The organism is Enterococcus raffinosus, from assembly GCF_018917525.1.
In the GTDB taxonomy this organism is placed as follows: Bacteria; Bacillota; Bacilli; order Lactobacillales; family Enterococcaceae; genus Enterococcus_A; species Enterococcus_A raffinosus_A.
The window spans coordinates 37,680-54,973 of record NZ_JAHLOS010000017.1; the positions used below are offsets into that span (position 1 = coordinate 37,680).

General features: G+C 40.9%; 16 protein-coding genes. 14 read left to right on the top strand and 2 right to left on the bottom strand.

Annotated elements, in window-relative coordinates; genetic code table 11:
• Positions 1-43: 43 nt before the first annotated feature.
• Complete coding sequence (locus KQI58_RS11980) at positions 44-238, bottom strand: hypothetical protein (protein ID WP_016179303.1); 195 nt, start codon at positions 236-238, stop codon at positions 44-46.
• A gap of 164 nt (positions 239-402) precedes the next feature.
• On the opposite strand from KQI58_RS11980, the gene KQI58_RS11985 reads away from it, so the two are divergent.
• Positions 403-975 carry a TMEM175 family protein gene (locus KQI58_RS11985; RefSeq protein WP_216409329.1) on the top strand — a complete coding sequence of 191 codons (573 nt, stop codon included), beginning with the start codon at positions 403-405 and terminating at the stop codon, positions 973-975.
• A 153-nt stretch (positions 976-1,128) separates the two neighbouring features.
• Here the strand turns inward: KQI58_RS11985 and KQI58_RS11990 are convergent, their stop codons facing one another.
• Positions 1,129-2,178 (bottom strand): hypothetical protein, encoded by a 1,050-nt coding sequence (locus KQI58_RS11990; protein ID WP_216409330.1) that lies wholly within the window; start codon positions 2,176-2,178, stop codon positions 1,129-1,131.
• 461 nt (positions 2,179-2,639) lie between these two features.
• Between KQI58_RS11990 and KQI58_RS11995 the strand changes: the two genes are divergently transcribed.
• The 13 genes from KQI58_RS11995 to KQI58_RS12055 all read left to right on the top strand — a co-directional run bounded on the left by KQI58_RS11995 (position 2,640) and on the right by KQI58_RS12055 (position 17,286).
• A complete protein-coding gene (locus tag KQI58_RS11995) occupies positions 2,640-3,317 on the top strand; it encodes an HAD family hydrolase (protein ID WP_216409331.1) in 678 nt (225 codons plus the stop codon).
• Positions 3,310-3,717: a DUF4809 family protein gene (locus tag KQI58_RS12000; protein ID WP_216409332.1), complete on the top strand. Its 408-nt coding sequence runs from the start codon at positions 3,310-3,312 to the stop codon at positions 3,715-3,717. Before KQI58_RS11995 ends, KQI58_RS12000 begins: the two co-directional genes overlap by 8 nt.
• Positions 3,718-3,966: 249 nt before the next feature.
• A complete protein-coding gene (locus tag KQI58_RS12005) occupies positions 3,967-5,427 on the top strand; it encodes an aldehyde dehydrogenase family protein (RefSeq protein WP_216409333.1) in 1,461 nt (486 codons plus the stop codon).
• Between the two features lie 387 nt (positions 5,428-5,814).
• On the top strand, positions 5,815-7,890 hold the full coding sequence (locus KQI58_RS12010) for a BglG family transcription antiterminator (RefSeq protein WP_216409334.1): 2,076 nt from the start codon (positions 5,815-5,817) through the stop codon (positions 7,888-7,890).
• Positions 7,890-8,363, top strand: coding sequence for a PTS sugar transporter subunit IIA (locus KQI58_RS12015; protein ID WP_216409335.1), 474 nt, complete (start codon positions 7,890-7,892; stop codon positions 8,361-8,363). The genes KQI58_RS12010 and KQI58_RS12015 overlap by 1 nt, the downstream gene beginning before the upstream one ends.
• Before the next feature lie 75 nt (positions 8,364-8,438).
• Positions 8,439-8,729: a PTS sugar transporter subunit IIB gene (locus KQI58_RS12020; protein WP_216409336.1), complete on the top strand. Its 291-nt coding sequence runs from the start codon at positions 8,439-8,441 to the stop codon at positions 8,727-8,729.
• A 115-nt stretch (positions 8,730-8,844) separates the two neighbouring features.
• Complete coding sequence (locus KQI58_RS12025) at positions 8,845-10,113, top strand: PTS galactitol transporter subunit IIC (RefSeq protein WP_216409337.1); 1,269 nt, start codon at positions 8,845-8,847, stop codon at positions 10,111-10,113.
• A 13-nt stretch (positions 10,114-10,126) separates the two neighbouring features.
• Positions 10,127-11,185: a zinc-binding dehydrogenase gene (locus KQI58_RS12030; protein ID WP_216409338.1), complete on the top strand. Its 1,059-nt coding sequence runs from the start codon at positions 10,127-10,129 to the stop codon at positions 11,183-11,185.
• A gap of 147 nt (positions 11,186-11,332) precedes the next feature.
• Positions 11,333-13,426, top strand: a complete 2,094-nt coding sequence (locus KQI58_RS12035) for a BglG family transcription antiterminator (protein WP_216409339.1) — start codon at positions 11,333-11,335, stop codon at positions 13,424-13,426.
• A gap of 364 nt (positions 13,427-13,790) precedes the next feature.
• On the top strand, positions 13,791-14,249 hold the full coding sequence (locus KQI58_RS12040; RefSeq protein WP_216409340.1) for a PTS sugar transporter subunit IIA: 459 nt from the start codon (positions 13,791-13,793) through the stop codon (positions 14,247-14,249).
• 21 nt (positions 14,250-14,270) lie between these two features.
• The gene (locus tag KQI58_RS12045; RefSeq protein WP_010742587.1) at positions 14,271-14,573 is read left to right on the top strand and encodes a PTS sugar transporter subunit IIB; all 303 of its coding nucleotides are present in this window, start codon (positions 14,271-14,273) and stop codon (positions 14,571-14,573) included.
• 209 nt (positions 14,574-14,782) lie between these two features.
• Positions 14,783-16,204: a PTS galactitol transporter subunit IIC gene (locus KQI58_RS12050; RefSeq protein ID WP_216409341.1), complete on the top strand. Its 1,422-nt coding sequence runs from the start codon at positions 14,783-14,785 to the stop codon at positions 16,202-16,204.
• A 20-nt stretch (positions 16,205-16,224) separates the two neighbouring features.
• The gene (locus KQI58_RS12055) at positions 16,225-17,286 is read left to right on the top strand and encodes a galactitol-1-phosphate 5-dehydrogenase (RefSeq protein WP_216409342.1); all 1,062 of its coding nucleotides are present in this window, start codon (positions 16,225-16,227) and stop codon (positions 17,284-17,286) included.
• The last annotated feature ends 8 nt before the right edge of the window (positions 17,287-17,294 follow it).

A 17,294-nucleotide genomic window follows, 5' to 3' on the forward strand; every position in this document is an offset into this window, starting at 1 on the left:
AAAAAAATGACGAAAGCTCAATCAGCTTTCGTCATTTTTTATTTTAATAGGTCCGTCCACGACGTTTGGTCAACCAGTTGACCAAGAAGTAAGCAATGGCTAACGGAATAGCAATTCTAAAGAATAATCCGATCAGGCCTGAAATAAGCGGACCAACAATACTTAAAATCAAACTAGCAACTAAGAAAAAGCCGACAACAGCTAAAATTCGTACAACCATAGGGTAATCTTTCATCATTTTAAATTCCTTCTTTCCATTTGTTTTAACTTAAACCTAGTTTAGCAAACAATTTTCTCACTTACGTCCAACTTAAGACGTATTTATTGGCAAATCAATCGATTTTTTTGTTTAATAGGAGGAGAAACTATAGTTTAGTAAGTAACGAATGGAGTTAAGAGAAAATGCCAAAGTCACGAATTGAAGCTTTTACAGATGCGGTCATCGCCATTATCATGACCTTGTTAGTGTTAGAATTACATGAGCCGAATGGTTCTACGTGGTCCGCCTTTTTACATATGGAGCATAAATTTATCGTCTATTTAATCAGTTTTGTCAGCTTAGCAATTTACTGGAACAACCACCATCATCTTTTTCAGCTAGTTCGAAAAGTAGATGGCTGGGTATTATGGGCCAATAATTTTTTGATTTTGATGATGACACTTTTTCCCTATGTCACTGCTTGGGTCGGCGACTATCCTTTTTCTTGGGCGCCGCAAGCATTGTACGGGTTAGTAACATTAGGAACAGATTTTGCCTACTATTTGTTGATTCGAGCATTAGTTCGCGCAAACGGAAAAGATTCTAAAATTGGGCAATTATTTAGGCACTACCCCAAATTATACCTATCTATTGGCTTGGCAATCGTAGCTTTAATCTTAGGAAAATTAATTGCTCCAATTGCTGTATTAGTTGTTAATGTCTTAATTTTATTGATGTGGTTTATTCCAGAGAAGTCTATTGAGAGAACCTTGTAAAAGTGCAGCCAAGTGTTGCGCTTTTTTTGTTACAATCTCTTAACTACAACGGAAAATAGTTATCGAACAGGCTCAATCAGAATGATTTTCGGGCATATTTGGGCATATTAAAGAAGCTTCCGTTCCATAGGCTACCGAAATAATTCCCTACGATCATTTCTGCTTCTTATTTTTCTTGTTTTTCCCCTTTTTCTTCTTTTGATTTCCTCTAGGTTTCTTCTTCCCACTTTTTCCTGAAGCTTTAGCAGCCCTCATGTCTAGTTCTTTCTTTTTCCGACCTTCCTTGATTTGTTCTTTGGTTTTTCCATAGCGTAAGTAGTTGATATCCAGTTCATGCGAATTCTCGGCGGATTCAATGGCGGAAGCAGATTCCAGACCAGACAGCTCCAGCTCCGTTGGCGTTTTTTCTCCCGGCAGTGGATATTTTGCTTCTACTTTTGCAGCGACTTCATCATAATAAGGCGGTTTAGACGTAGCCGTGGACACAGCTGCAGGTTGCTTTTGCGGCTTTTTATTTTCAATCGAAGCTCTAGGTGTCGTTTGCTCTTCCATCGTCTCGGTTGGAACAACTTCTTCTTGAACCTCTTTATGCTGGGCATCGATCCGGCCTTCATGGCTAGAAAAATTCAAATATACAGCAAAGCGACGAGCAGAGTCGGTCTGAAAAACCGTTAAGCTCGTTAAGAGTTTTAAGACGTTAGCGGTTTCATTTTCTAAGTGTTCAGAGACTCGTTTTGTATTACGCAGTGTCCATGTATGTTTTTTTCCATTTGAGTCCTTGAAGCTCGATATCAACGTGTACTGGTATTCAGAAGGTTCCGGCTGTTCACGGTTCTTTTTCTCCAAGTAGGTTTTATAGAAACTCGTTTCCTTAGTAAATTCTTGGTATTCGCTTTCATTTTTAAATAGACGATTCACGACTTTTTGCCATTCATCCGTTGAAAAGAACGACTCAAAGAAGACACAGTGCTTCCGCAACGTATCATTCGGTGTTGTGGTAAGAAAAATCTGATGGATAAGCCCTGTCAATGGCTCTAGTGAATAATCACTCGCGCATAAAGCATATCGCAAAAGAATCGCAACCAAATACTCAACGACTTGCGCGGCATTCTTGGTTTGTTCAAAATACTTCGCTACCCGTTTCATAAGATTTGTATTCTTCATACCAAAAATCTGCCTTTGTCCAAGCTTCACTGTATCCATCAATGTCATCCTCCAATTGTCTATTTTTATTCATTATCAAGTAATACTTTTCACAAAAATGATAATATTAGATAACGGAAAAGTAAATAGGTTTTGCAAATACCTTTTTCTATTAAAAAAAATTAACCTTTTGAATAATAAGGTTTTTGGTGTTTTTTTGATAGATAGTCAATTGAAATAATCGAGTTTTAAATAACTTAACGAAAAATAGGATTTACCATAGGAGCATTAAAGAGATTTGTTTAATACTTTTAAATCTACAGCGTTATTAAATTTTCGTTGATTGTTACATTTTTTTTTGAAAAAAATTGTGTTTAAGACTAAATATTAATTTTTTGACTGAAGCAAGAGTAAATGAAAGTTTAGGTAATCTCAATTTAGCTGGCCTTTTTCCTATAATAGCTACACTCAGTCATTTAACTATGGTAGAGTTTAAACAAACGTTTTAATGGAGGGGACCAATGTTAGAAGCGATTATTTTTGATATGGATGGGGTCTTAGTCGATTCAGAGTATACGTATTTTCAAAGTAAATCACAGATTTTAAGAGAAGCTGGCCATGAGGTAGAAGACAGTTATCATTTTCAATTCATGGGTACGACTAGTGACTATATGTGGGAAAAAATGAAGCAGGAATTTTCATTGCCCTTATCCGTTTCGGATTATGTTCAGCAAATGACAGCTTTGCGGCAGGCAATGATCAAGCGAGACGGCATTAGAGTAATTCCTCATGTTCAGGAGTTTGTTAAAGGATTGTCTCAGTCAGGCTTGAAACTGGCAGTAGCATCCTCGTCGTCATTAGCAGAAATCAAAGTGAATCTAGCAGAAATTGGCTTGTCTGAATATTTTTCAGAAGTCGTTAGTACTGAAGAGGTGGAGAATTCGAAGCCGGCCCCAGACGTTTATTTGGCTGCGGCAGAGCGGATAGGTGTAATGCCTGAAAATTGCTTAGGTATTGAAGATACAAAAAATGGTACGGGAGCTGTTCACAATGCGGGAATGGTTTGTGTTGGCTTTGCCAATCCGGTATTTCCAAAGCAAGATTTGGCATTCGCGGATATGGTAGTTTCGTCTTTTGCTGATTTAGATGCGGATTCACTAACGAAAATCTACCAGAAAGTGAGGGAATCGCATGCCTAAAGCAGCGATATCCAGTAAAGCATTTCTAATCGAGGGTGGTTGTAATGCTTGCGGACTGCAAAATACGGAGACCTTCACCATTCATTTTGAAGATCATCGATCCGCTGTACTAGATCATTTTGATGTCCCATCCCTTGTTCAAACGATTGCTCAAAAGAACGGGTGGAAAGAGAAGGCCATTTCTGTAGGGATCGGCGAAGAGGAGATTGTTTTGCAAAAAGCAAATGAGGTAATCAAACCAAACTATTTTGGCGATCAAATTAGTTATCAGACAGGGAATCAGCGAATCCAGACAAAACAACGATTCGACGATAACAACGAATTATTTGAACAGGTAAATCGTATTTTGGTACAACTGTTTAAACTTGAACCTTATGAGATAAGGATAGCCGTTGAGTAAAGCGGTTGTGACAGAAGTGGTCAGCTTCAAGAATTTTCGGTTTATTTCCGAAGAAGCTACTTCTGAAATAACATTTGTTCGAAAACAGGAGCTGTGACAAGATTTTTGTCGCAACTCCTATTTTTATTGAATAAAGGAAAGATAGCCTTTAAAAAGGCAGATAGATTCAGAGGCTTATCTTTTTGAGCCGGATTTTTGCTTTTTACTGAAAGCGTATTCTAATATGGAAGGATAGGAGAGGTGGAGAATATGGTAAAACAGTTCGAAAAACAATTTATTGGCGGAGAATGGAAATTAGGCAATGACTCAGAGCATGTGAATGAGGATAAAAACCCTTATACGCAAGAAACGCTCTTGAAGATTCAAGGTGCGAATACAGAAGATGTCGATGAAGCCTATCAAGCAGCTCAAAGAGCCCAAAAAGAATGGATGGCTAAAACACCTCAAGAGCGAAGTGAGGTTGTGAAAAAGGCAGCCTTGCTAATGGAAGAAAAGCAAGCAGAGATCGTTGAATGGCTGATCAAAGAAGGGGGAGCCACCCAAATAAAGGCGGGACTCGAAGTTAATCTGGCAAAAGGGATTACTGAAGAAGCAGCCAGCTTTCCGATGCGAACAGAGGGGAAGCTTTTACCAACGAACACAGTTGAAGAAGAAAGTTTTGTGACCCACAGACCTGTAGGAGTAATTGGCATTATCAGCCCGTGGAATTTCCCCTTTCATTTGACGATGCGCTCTTTAGCTCCTGCCATTGCTGCAGGAAATGGCGTTGTGATTAAACCAGCCAGTGATAGTCCAGTGACTGGAGGTCTTTTACCTGCAAGGATATTCGAAGAAGCAGGCGTTCCTAAAGGCTTAGTTAATGTCACTGTCGGCAGCGGCAGTGAGATCGGAGATTATTTTGTTGCTCATCCAATACCAGGGTTCATTTCCTTTACTGGCTCCACTCCAGTAGGGAAAAATATCGCGAGTCAAGCAATGAGCGGCAAAAAGATCAAACAGGTGGCATTAGAATTAGGGGGAAATTCCCCATTTATCGTACTTGATGATGCAGACATTGAAGAAGCCGCACACGCTTTGATCGTCAGCAAGTTCATGCATTCCGGACAAATCTGCATGGCAGCAAATCGAGCAATCGTGGTGGAGGCTGTATTTGATGAATTTGTTCATAAAGTAGTGGAACGAGTAAAAGAGTTGGTTTCCGGTGATCCATCTGATGAAAAGACGGTCGTTGGGCCAATCATCAATCAAAAACAGACGGATCAAATTCAAGAGATCATTCAGCAGGCGAAAGAAGCAGGAGCCACTTTCTTAGTGGAGGGTTCTATCAAAGGACAAGTCGTTGAGCCAGTTGTTTTAGTCTCCGAAGACCCTGCTTTAGAAATTTTCCATCAAGAAATCTTTGGACCCGTGCTGCCGATTCTGAAGGTGAAGGATACGGAAGCGGCGATCAATGCAGCGAATGATACAGAATATGGTTTGTCGAGCGCCTTATTTACCAAAGATTTAGACAAAGGGCGTGCTCTGGCAAATAGAATCGAAGCCGGAATGTGTCATATTAATGGTCTGACTGTCGATGACCAACCGAATGCCCCCTTTGGCGGAGAGAAAAATTCGGGGATCGGACGCTTTAATGGTGAGTGGGTCTTGGAGGAATTTACGCGAGTTCAATGGGTAACGACGAAATCAGGAAACGGTCAGTACCCTTTTTAAGCGGATCAAAAACGAGTTTTAAATAACCAATTAACGAAAGGACTTAAGTGAACGTATTCATTTCAGTCCTTTTTTGTATAAATTAGAGTCCATCTTTCGTTTTATTTGCAAAAGCTAACTTACATAAAAAACAGACAACTAATGAGACTCTTGTTAAAATGAAAGATGAATAAGAGTACCAAGCTGCATAATATGTAGCAAAAAACAGGAACGCTGGAACGATCGTACCCCTTTAATTGGGGATTTCTGGTTTTTGCTCATTTTTTTTTGTGAAAAAAGGCATTTGTGAGTACCAAGCTGCATAAAGAACACCGAACTATTTGGGAACAAAGAAGATGGAAATGTAAGCGTTTTTCGTCTAAATTGAAGATGTAAAGAGGGATGAGAATGAATTTAGAAGAACGAACGAATCAGATTTTTGTTGAATTAGTCAACAATCCGCAAATCACTAGTAAAGCGTTATGTGAGAAATTTGATTTGACGCGGGGACAATTGAATTATGCGTTGAAAAAGATTAATGATTCTTTAGTAGATGAGAAGTTGAGTGAGATCAAACGAACAAAAAATGGCCACTTTCTGATCGCAAATGAGATTCTTTCAAATTATAAGGGTGGTGATGAGCAATTCGGAGAATCGACAGAAAGCTATGTGTTCTCCGGTAAAGAACGGGCGGACATAATTGAATTGATGTTGCTAAGCAAAGAAGAGTATTTATCCTTGAATCATTTCATTGAGGATCTAAAAGTCAGTCGAAATACGGTGCTGAGGGACTTAAAGGAAGTGGATCACGCGCTTCAGAAACATGAACTGGCTTTGAAGTATACCAGGCAAAAGGGGTATTTCATCCAAGGCGATGAGTGGAATAAACGAAACCTTCTGTCTGATTTATTGAATAATCTCGCGGCCATGTACAACGGTATCAACGTGATTATTCAATTCGCCAATATCGATCCTGAACAAATCGAAGTGTTTCGCAAACGGGTGGAGCTGGTAGAAGAAGAATTGGACGTTCAATTTACCGACGAACGATTAAAAACGTTGCCGCTATTAATCATTTTGATAATTCGCCGAGCGCAAAAGGGTAAATTGATTTCTTATAGTTTTAAGGTCAATTATCGCGAGCTTGCCGACACGAAGGAGTATCTCGCTGCGGATCGAGTCATTTGGGACGTGGATGGTTTAAGTGAGAACGAACGTGTGTATGTAACAATGCTGCTATTGACAACGAATCTCTCGCGAGGCGATATCTTGTCGGTCAAAGCGATCAATAAGATGAAAGAGGCGCTTGAGAAGGTCATTGCGAATTTTGAACGTATCGCAGGTGTCAACCTTGAGGAAAAGGAAAAGTTATTAGAGCGGTTGCTCGTCCATATGCGGCCAGCCTATTATCGAATCAAATACCATTTGAATCTGCAGACGCGTTTCTATCAAGAGAATAAGGATGCCAATTTGTTTTCACTATTTTACTTAGTTAAGGAAGCTAGTGGTCCATTGGAAACGTACTTTGAACAACCAGTTCCTGATGCCGAATTATTTTTTATTTCGTTGTTTATCGGCAGCCACATCGTTGAGAGCACGGAAATTATTCACCCGGAAAACCGCAAGCGAGCGATTATTGTTTGTCCTAACGGGATCTCAATTGCTGTTTTATTGGAGAACACCTTAAAAAACCTGCTTCCGGAAATTGATTTTGTGAGGTCGATGTCGGCACGGGAATTTTACCGAACAGAGGTTGATGTGGATTTCATTTTTTCGGCGGTTCCGCTGAAAACCGAAAAGAAAGTCTTTGTCGTGAATAATTTTTTATCTGAACAAGAAAAACGGCAATTAAGAGAACGTGTTTTACGATCAACGGCGATTATTCAGACAGGGATTGTAACGCCAGAAAAAATTTTGGCAGTAGTTAAAAAACATGCGGAGGTCGTGGATGAAACAAGTCTCTATGAGGAGCTGTTAGGATTGTTCGCTCCGAAAGAATCCAAGATTCTTGAAAGAAAACGACCGCATTTAATTGATCTTTTGAAAGGTGAAACGATTCAAATTTTTGAAGATGCGATCAGTTGGTCAGAGGTTTTAGAGGCGTTAGCGCGACCACTTGAACGTCAGCAGGTAATCACGCCAGAGTACATCAAGGCTTTGAAGAAAGAGATGCCTAATCTACCAGCTTATACCGTTTTACGACATAAGATCGCTTTGCCCCATACAGTGACAGAAGCGGGAGCAATCGGTGTTGGAATCAGTCTAGGCCTGGTGAAAAAAGGCATTCTATCTGAGGACGGCAGAAGAATTCATACAGTTATATTATTAGGCTCCAACGATAAAGAGGAGCACTTGGATCTGATTTTTGAAATGATGAGTTTGGCGGGTGCAGAGGAATTAACACAATTAGAAAAAGCAAAAACGAAGGATGAGATTCAAGAAGCGTTGATGCGTTTCAACGAGGAATATTGGAGGGCAAATTGATGGCAGAAACGACACTAAGTTCCTATGTGAAAGAACCATTAGTTTTCGCGCAAGAGAACTTTACGTCACAGGAGGAACTATTTGAACAGGTATATCAGAAAGCATTCGATCTTGGCTGGGTACGAGAGGACTTTTTCGAACGGATCATGAAGCGGGAAAAGGAATTTCCAACGGGGATTCAATTAATGAGCTTTGGTGCGGCGATCCCGCATACAGATGCTGAATGTGTACGAGAGGAATTTGTTGCAGTGATTACAATGCAGGAGCCTGTGACTTTTTACAGTATGGAAGATAATACTCAGCAGGTCAAAGCACAGATCGTCTTTGTTTTAGGGTTGAATCAGCCTCATGCGCAGTTAGAAATGCTGCAATCGTTGATGGGGCTTTTACAAAATGATTCGGTTTTATCAGAACTATTGTTAGCCACTACTGAAAATGAGTTAGTGATGACCATTAAAAAAAATCAGCTATAAAAAAAGAAGCGCGTTCTATCTTTTGCAGATAGGACAGGGCAAGTAGTCAAAAAACATTAAAAGGAGAAAATCATTATGAAAACAATTCGTGTATTAGTAGCATGTGGAGCAGGAATCGCAACATCAACGGTCGTTATGAAAAAGGTCGAGGATTTATTTGCCAGAAATAATCTGCCAGTGGAAATCACCCAAATTAAGATTGCGGAAGCGGCTGGAAAACAGGATGAAGCGGACATGCTGATCTCTACGACGATGCTTCCAACTCAATACAAAATTCCTGCGATTTCAGCTATGGCCTTTTTAACAGGGATCGGAACAGAAAAAGTTGAAAATCAAATCATTGAGGCGGCAAAAGGAATCCAATAACAGATCATTCATGTATATCCGTTCCGCGATTCACAGATTATTTGGCTTTAGAAGTTTCGCGGAATGATATATGTGTTGAGAAATAAGATCAAAACAAATTAGGAGGAATAAGTGAATGGATGGCTTAATGGATGTAGTACAGAGTATTTTAGGTGCGGGCCCGAGCGTCATGCTGCCGATCATTATTTTCATTGTTGGAATTATTTTTAGAGTTCCAGTAAAAAAAGCAATTATTTCAGGAATAACTGTAGGGATCGGAATGATCGGGATCAACTTGGTGATTACGGTATTAACTACAAACGTTGGTCCAGCAGCACAAGCGATGGTCGAACGGTTCGGGTTGAATTTGACGATCATTGATGCGGGCTGGCCAGCAGTCTCAGCCGGGACTTGGGCGCAACCAATCGCGGCTGTGATGATTCCAGTGATCTTGATCGTGAATTTAATTATGCTGGCATTAAATCGAACGAAAACACTGAACATTGACATCTGGAACTACTGGCATGTTAGTTCTGTGGCAGCAACTGGTTACATTGTAACAAAAAGTTTTTTCTTTGGCATCCTGTGCGGAATTTTATTTACGATCATTATTCAAATTATCGCTGATAAGACTGCGCCGAAAGTTCAAGAATACTATGGTTTAGAGGGAATTAGTATCACAACGGGATCAGCGCAAGGCTATGCGGTTTTGGCACTGCCGGTTGGCTGGTTAGTCGATAAGATTCCTGGTATCAATAAATTAGATGTTAAACCTGAAACGATCCAAAAACGTTTTGGTATTTTTGGCGAACCAATGATCATGGGGATCATCATCGGGATGTTCCTTGGTCTATTAGGAGGCTATGATTTCATCGGTATTCTGCAAATTGGAATGAACATGGGTGGTGTGATGTTCTTGATGCCGCGGATGGTAAAAATTCTGATGGAAGGGCTGATCCCGATTCAAGAGGGTGCGCAAAAATTACTGCAAAGCCGTTATGGCGACCGCGAAATTTATCTAGGAATGGACGCAGCGTTAGCGACAGGCTCACCGGCTGCTTTGTCTACCGGTCTTTTGATGGTACCTATCACCTTGTTCTTAGCGGTCATTTTACCAGGAAATCGTGTACTGCCGTTTGGTGACTTAGCGACAATCCCATTCTTCGCAGCCTTAGTAGTTCCTAGTCGTAAAGGGAACATTTTACACTCAGTGATTTCACTGACAGTTGTAATGGCGGCAGCGCTATTGATGGCAACGAACTTTGCGCCAGTCATTACCGAAATGGCGCAAGGAATCGTGAAATTTCCTGAAGGTGCGGCAGAGATCACCAATCTGGATACCGGCGGAAACTTTTTAAAATGGATCTTCTTGAAACTCTCAGAATTAGTAGCAACAGTGATGTAGGAGGCTTATATAAATGAGTAAAACAATGAAGGGTGTTTCCAAACAAGCACCCGGTTATGACCAAATGGCATTTATCGATTTACCTGTACCAGAAGCAACAGATGACAAGGTCTTGATTAAAGTGGCTTATACAGGTATTTGCGGATCAGACATCCATACGTTTAAAGGTGAATACAAAAATCCCACCACCCCCGTCGTCCTAGGGCATGAATTTTCTGGGCAGGTGGTTGAAGTCGGAGCCAATGTAACAAAAGTCAAAGTGGGCGATCGGGTAACCAGTGAGACGACCTTTTATGTCTGCGGCGAATGCGATTATTGTAAGGAAAAGCAGTATAATTTGTGTCCCCATCGAAAAGGAATCGGCACGCAGCAAAATGGTTCCATGGCGAACTATGTATTGGCACGAGAAGAAAGTATTCATTTGTTGCCGGATCATTTAAGCTACGAAGGTGCAGCGATGAGCGAACCATTAGCGTGCTGTGTACACGCGATGTATCAAAAGAGTCACTTGGAATTAAAAGATACGATCATTATCATGGGCCCTGGACCAATCGGACTGTATCTCTTGCAGATTGCCAAGGAAATCGGAGCCTTCGTCATTATGACGGGGATCACAAAAGATGCTCATCGTTTAGCACTAGCAAAGAAACTTGGTGCAGATGTTATCGTTGATACGATGAAGGAAGATCTAGCGAAAGTCGTCAATGAGATCACGGATGGCTATGGCGTGGATAAGGTGTATGATGCCTCAGGAGCAGTTCCCGCTGTTAATGCCAGTCTGCCATTGATCCGCAAACAAGGACAATTTGTCCAAGTCGGCTTGTTCGCCAATAAAATGGTGGGTTTAGACACAGAATCAATCATCCAACGCGAGATCGAATACATCGGCAGCCGCTCACAAAATCCATACGATTGGCCGATTGCGATCCATTTATTAGCGAAAGGTGCAATCAATATCGACGAGATGATCACAAAAAAATACCCGTTGACAGAATGGCGCGAAGCCTTCGATAAGGTGATGGAAGGTAATGAGATCAAGGTGATGATCGAGTCGAATCCAGGCGAATTTTAATGGAATCAAAAAAGCTGTGCCAGAATTATGGTACAGCTTTTTATATGTAAAAGCGTTATTTTATTGTCTGTTCGAAAAAGAAAACGTTTACTATCTCTCCTGTTCGAGCTAGACTAAAGGAAAAAAATACAAGCAGGAGGGAATCGAATGGATCTAGATAATCGGAGTGTCCAGATTTTACAGGCGGTCGCATCAACTGTGAAGATTTCATCTAAAGAGATCATGGAAAAGTATGACTTAACCCGTAATCAACTGGATTATGCGATAAAGAAGATCAATGATTATTTGCAAGAGCACAACTATCGTAAAATCATTCGATCGCGTAATGGTAGTTTTGTTGTGGATACAAAGGTGGTCGATGCTTTCTCCGGAATCATGAACAGTGAAAGCAAACTAAAGGCTGACGAAAACAGCTTCCTAGATGAGGATCATCGACTGTTAGTTATTTTATTATTGATCTTCTCGGCTGATTATCTTTCTCTCTATCATTTTTCGGAGAGCCTTGAAGTCAGTAAGAATACGATTGTGTCGGATATCAAGAAATTGAAGCAGCAGATACAAAAATATAAGCTGACGATCGATTACTCTAGAAAAAATGGGTATTATTTTCGCGGGGATGAGGAAGTGATTCGCGGGTTGATCTTAGTTGTGACAGATCAGGTCATGGATTCCATTTACAATCGACTTATTTTTGATAAATATTTGCTCATTCAATCAGCGGAGATTGATGCCCAACGAGAAATGCTGCGGCTGGTTGAAGAGGAATTACATGTTCAGTATACGGATAATCGTATACAAACGGCACCATATTTTCTGGTTCTGCTGAATCGCAGGGTAAAAAATGAGCATACCATGGAGCAGCGTTTTGGATTACTGGCCAAGGAAATAATGGATACCAATGAGTATGCGGCAATCGTTAAAGTACTTGCCGGACAGCGAATGCTGCCAAAATCCTATACAGAGCATCTCTATCTGTGTCTTTATATCCTTTCTTTAAAAATTACTGATTTGAGCAATACTTTTTCTCTGAACAAAGAGGCGCTGCGAAAGCATATTGAAACCTTTATTACCGTACTAGAAAAAAATACGATCATTCAGCTGAATGATAAAGCACAATTAATCGAAAATCTGGTACTCCATTTAACCCCAGCTTATTATCGTATTCGTTATGGACTAACCTCGGATTATACACTTACTGATATTGTCAAAAATCAATTAGACCCGCTATTTTTTATCGTGAAATCCTCGATCGCCCCGCTAGAAGATTTCTTTGAAGAGCGACTTCCGAATGACGAGATCTATTTGATCACGATGTTTATCGGCGCCTATATGCAAAAAGAAAAGCCGATCAATCTGGACAATACGATCGTGAAAGCCGCGGTGGTCTGTCCGAATGGAATCATTAGTTCAAAGCTGCTGGAAAATACGTTGGATAACTGGTTTCCGATGATTCATTTTGTCAATTCCTTTTCTATCCGTGAATTTTATGAAAAGGAAGCGGTGCTGGATGTTCAATTGATTTTTTCAACGAATCCATTGACGACCAACCTGCCTGTGATCGTTGTCGGAAATGATCTGTCCACCATGAATAAAACGTTGATTGTTAATGAAGTGATCCAGCTGATTTACAAAATCGATAGCTATAAGCTGCAGCCGGATAATATTTTATCGATCATCAAAAAGCATCTCCCAATGAATGCGGAAACGGAAAACAAGATTAGAAAAGAATTGACGATCTCTTATAATTCGATTTTTCAAATTCAGGATCAGGAGATTTTGACTAACGAAACGAAATTGAATCTGATCGATGTGATCACAGAGGAGAGTATCCTGATTTTGGAAGAGGAGTTGGAGTGGCTTGATATTTTAAGAAGGTCGACCCAGAACCTGATTGATCGTGAGATTGTGGAGCCGAGCTATTTAACGCATTTGGAACAGCAATTTCCAGAAGTCACTCCTAGTATTCTGTTAGGCAATCAAATCGTTATTCCTCATACCGTACCAGAAAACGGAACACGCAGCTTAGGAATGTGCTTTGCAAAGGTTAAACAAGGATTTACCAGTAATGATCAAACGTATCGTTATGTCGTAGTCATCTCAGCCGTCGATAAAAAATTGCACATCCAACCTATGATGCAGCTGCTGAAAATTGCCAGTGATCAAAAAGCCATCGCCCGACTAGATCAGGCAGAGGATAAAGCAGCGATTTTATCCATCATCAGTGATTTCAAAAAAATATGATGTCCGCCCACTCGCAGGTTGAGTGGGCCTTTTTTGTCAGTCACGCTTTTCGCAGTTTGTAAAAGCAGGAGACGTAATAATAAATATTTAACAGGTATATTGGTCAAGCTGTTTAGCGTGATGATATGCGTACGAAGATAAAATTATTTTTCCAATTTTTGGAAAAATGAGTACCTAAAAATTGAGCTAGCTTGTGAAGATAAGGAAGATTAAACGCTTGTGAAATCAATGTTTTCAGCAAGTCATACAAATATTCCGGAATAGGTTCAGTAAAAAATGATTTCAAAACAAATATAAAAGAAAGCGGTTCCGTGCTATCTTTTGAGTAAGCAAGAAGCAAAAAAGAATGAATAGGAGGGATCGAGTGATCAAACGAGAGTTGCTTTTTAGCAAAATGAAGCCGCAGGATTATGAAGAGATGATTACATTCTTGGGGAAAAGAATGGAGGAGCTGGGATATGTCAAACCAACCTATGTTCCCGCAGTATTGGAAAGAGAGAAGGGGTTCCCAACAGGATTGCAGATGGGAGACTACGGGATTGCTATTCCCCATACGGATCGTGAGCATGTGTACCAGTCAGCTTTAGCCATCGCAACCTTGGCGGAACCTATCGAGGTTTGTTCGATGATCAATCCGGAAGAAAAAGTCTGTGTATCATTGGTCATCTTAATGGCGGTAGAGGACCCGGATGGACAGGTGAAGATGCTCAGCAAATTGATGGGGCTTTTCCAAGATGTCCAAACGTTAAAGCGTTTAGAGCGAGCATCGTCTGTAGAAGAAATGTATAACATTGTGGCAAAAATGGAGTTAGAAATCGCATAAGGCGAAAAGGAGGAAGCAGTAATGAAAAGATACAATGTATTATCAGTTTGTGGATCAGGAACAGTGACATCATCAATGGTGGCGGAAAAATTAAGAGAAACATTAGAGGAAAAGGGCTATATCGTTGATACGACAGAGGCGAATCCCAACGAGGCATTGTCGTTAGCGAAAACAGGCAAGTTTGACTTTATTACCTATACGAGTCCGCTACCTGATGGGGATTATGGGATTCCAGTGGTGAATGCGATTGGCTTTTTAACCGGTTTTGGCGAAGATGAATTTTTGGAAGAAGTAGATGGTGTCTTGCTGGCATTAGAAAAGTAAGCTTTTAAGAAAAGGTTGTATTTGGTTTCTTGCGAAAGAATAGGAATAACAAAGCTTTACTGAAATTATTGGTAAAGCTGGAAAACAATATAAAGGATGCTAGTTCCCTTTGCGCTTCAGCGCATTAGAGGAATAGTATACGGCTTGAGAATCAGACTTATTTTTCAGAAAGAAAAATAAATACATTAAAACGAAAAAGGAGTAGTGAGATGTTAGATACTTTAAAGAGTGTTTTTGATACGTTTGGGTCGGCGGTTTTTGTTCCGGTAATGATTTTTGTGGTTGCCAAAGTATTAAAAGTGAAGACTCAAAAGGCATTTTTATCTGGATTATATGCCGGTGTAGGATTAATGGGTTTTACCTTGATTTTGAATTCCTACACTCCGATTATTTCTAAGGTTGTGCAACAGATGGTCGATCAAACAGGGATCAATCTGCCGGCATTCGATGTGGGTTGGCAGGCGACGGCGTTAGTTGCCTATTCGACAGAAGCGGGCATGATTTATTTAGTGATTGCCTTAGTTTTACAAACGGTCCTTTTCTTAGTCAAATGGACGAATGTGTTCCAGCCTTCTGATTTGTGGAATAACTATTCCTACATGGTTTGGGGCTCGATGGTGTATTTGGCTACGAAAAATATGATTTTAGCCGTTGTCTTAATGTGCTTGTTGAACATGTACAGTCTATTGTTGTCAGAAATGTTAGCCAGAAGATGGTCCAGCTATTATCATTATCCAAATTGTACGATCATCGCGATGCACAATATCGAGCCAGGAATCTTTGCACTACTGATGGACCCGATTTGGAATATGCTTGGTCTGCATAAGGTTCGATTGAATCCTCAAGGGCTGCAGAAAAAATTAGGCTTCTTGGGCGAACCAATCTCATTGGGCTTATTCTTAGGTCTGTTTTTAGGGATTTTGGGAAATATCAGTAATTTAGCGGAATTATCTGCATGGGGACAAATCACCGAAGTAGCGATCGCAACCAGTGCGGTCATGGCGATCTTCCCGAAAGTAGCGGGAATCTTCTCACAAGCCTTCAATCCGATCTCACAGGCAGCTAGTAAAAATGTTCGCGGCAACAACGAAGGTCGTGAATGGTACTTGGGTGTAAATGACGCGACTGGTTATGGTGAACCAGCAACATTGATCTCAGGGATTTTGTTGATCCCGATCATGGTCTTTATCGCAATGATCTTACCGGGTAACCAAACATTGCCGGTCGTTGACTTGTTAGCGATTCCATACATGGTTCAAGCGCTGGTCTGCTTATCGAATGGAAATATTGCGAAGACATTGTTAAATGGTGTGATCTGGTTCAGCTTAGGGCTATATATGTGTTCTTATACTGCACCAATGTTTACCGAGATTGCCCAAACAGTCGGCGTTACTTTACCAGCCGGTGCGTTGATGGTAACCAGCTTCAATATTTTAGGGAAACCGATTTTTGGGTTGATCTTCTTAGCATTTTTAAGCCAGAATCCATTGTTGATCGGCTTAACGATCGTCGCGTACTTTGTTGTCTACTTCTTATTCCGTAAAAATAAAGAAGCTTTTTATGGCTATGTTGAACGCGCTGCGGCGAAAAATAGCGGTGAAATCCCTGAAGGCAAAACAAAGGTAGCTTAATAGAGAAGGATGAAAAGATCATGACAAAAAAGATGAAAGCAAGTGTGCTGATAAAACCTGGTGTGTTGGAAGTTCAAGAGGTGGATGTTCCCGATATTGGTGAAGATGAAGTATTAGTTAAAGTCGCTTACGCGGGGATCTGTGGCTCAGATGTGCCCCGCGCAAACTTAGAAGATGGTGCAAGAATGTATCCGCTCATTTTAGGACATGAATTTAGTGGAACTGTAGATCGGGTAGGATCACAGGTCACTAAAGTTCAAGTCGGAGACAAGATCGCTGTTGCACCGCTGATTCCAGATCCTAATTCCGAATACACGAAAGAAGGATCTTATGGACTCAGTGATAATTATAACATAATCGGTACCGGCAGTAATGGCGCCTTTGCAGAATACGTGAAAGTTCCAGAAGAGCATTGTGTCGTGATGCCGGAGGATTTGGATTTATTGTCAGCGGCTGGGGTAGAGCCGGCGACGATCAGCTGGCATGCGATGCAGCGTTCGAATATGAAGGTTGGCGACACTGTAGCGGTGCTTGGCTGCGGACCAATTGGTCAATTTGCCATCCAAATCGCAAAAATATTTGGTGCGAAAAAAGTGATCGCTGTCGATATTTTTGACGAAAAGCTAGCCTTGGCAAAAGAACTTGGAGCGGATGTGACCATTAACAGCAAAGAGCAGGATTTAGAAGCAGCGATCAAGGCAGAAACAGGTTTAGGCGTCCATGTCGTAATTGAAACAGCTGGAAGTAAATTTACGCAAAAGCAGGCGTTACTGATCACTCGAAAACATGGAACAGTCGTACTTGTCGGAATCTCACATCAAGATTTGCCATTGTCTGAACAAGAAGCGGAACGCATCATGCGGGCAGAGCTGACGATCACGGGTTCATGGAATTCCTATACAGCTCCTTATCCCGGTCGGGCGTGGGAGGCGACGTTAGAAGAAATGTCTAAACGCCGAATCAAGTTCAAGGAAATGGTGAGTAATGAAATCACCTTAACCGATCTGCCAGAAGTGCTGCCAAAGATGTTTAAGCGCGAGCTTGCCTATAACAAAATCGTTGTTGCTGTCAATCCAGAGTAAGAGAGGGC

Excerpts from the sequence above, each read along its gene's own strand:
- KQI58_RS12055 (WP_216409342.1), top strand. The coding sequence starts at position 16,225 with ATGACAAAAAAGATGAAAGCAAGTGTGCTGATAAAACCTGGTGTGTTG.
- KQI58_RS12025 (WP_216409337.1), top strand. The coding sequence starts at position 8,845 with ATGGATGGCTTAATGGATGTAGTACAGAGTATTTTAGGTGCGGGCCCG.
- KQI58_RS12045 (WP_010742587.1), top strand. The coding sequence starts at position 14,271 with ATGAAAAGATACAATGTATTATCAGTTTGTGGATCAGGAACAGTGACA.
- KQI58_RS12005 (WP_216409333.1), top strand. The coding sequence starts at position 3,967 with ATGGTAAAACAGTTCGAAAAACAATTTATTGGCGGAGAATGGAAATTA.
- KQI58_RS12050 (WP_216409341.1), top strand. The coding sequence starts at position 14,783 with ATGTTAGATACTTTAAAGAGTGTTTTTGATACGTTTGGGTCGGCGGTT.
- KQI58_RS12015 (WP_216409335.1), top strand. The coding sequence starts at position 7,890 with ATGGCAGAAACGACACTAAGTTCCTATGTGAAAGAACCATTAGTTTTC.
- KQI58_RS12030 (WP_216409338.1), top strand. The coding sequence starts at position 10,127 with ATGAGTAAAACAATGAAGGGTGTTTCCAAACAAGCACCCGGTTATGAC.
- KQI58_RS12000 (WP_216409332.1), top strand. The coding sequence starts at position 3,310 with ATGCCTAAAGCAGCGATATCCAGTAAAGCATTTCTAATCGAGGGTGGT.
- KQI58_RS11995 (WP_216409331.1), top strand. The coding sequence starts at position 2,640 with ATGTTAGAAGCGATTATTTTTGATATGGATGGGGTCTTAGTCGATTCA.
- KQI58_RS11990 (WP_216409330.1), bottom strand. The coding sequence starts at position 2,178 with ATGGATACAGTGAAGCTTGGACAAAGGCAGATTTTTGGTATGAAGAAT.
- KQI58_RS11980 (WP_016179303.1), bottom strand. The coding sequence starts at position 238 with ATGATGAAAGATTACCCTATGGTTGTACGAATTTTAGCTGTTGTCGGC.
- KQI58_RS12020 (WP_216409336.1), top strand. The coding sequence starts at position 8,439 with ATGAAAACAATTCGTGTATTAGTAGCATGTGGAGCAGGAATCGCAACA.
- KQI58_RS12035 (WP_216409339.1), top strand. The coding sequence starts at position 11,333 with ATGGATCTAGATAATCGGAGTGTCCAGATTTTACAGGCGGTCGCATCA.
- KQI58_RS11985 (WP_216409329.1), top strand. The coding sequence starts at position 403 with ATGCCAAAGTCACGAATTGAAGCTTTTACAGATGCGGTCATCGCCATT.
- KQI58_RS12010 (WP_216409334.1), top strand. The coding sequence starts at position 5,815 with ATGAATTTAGAAGAACGAACGAATCAGATTTTTGTTGAATTAGTCAAC.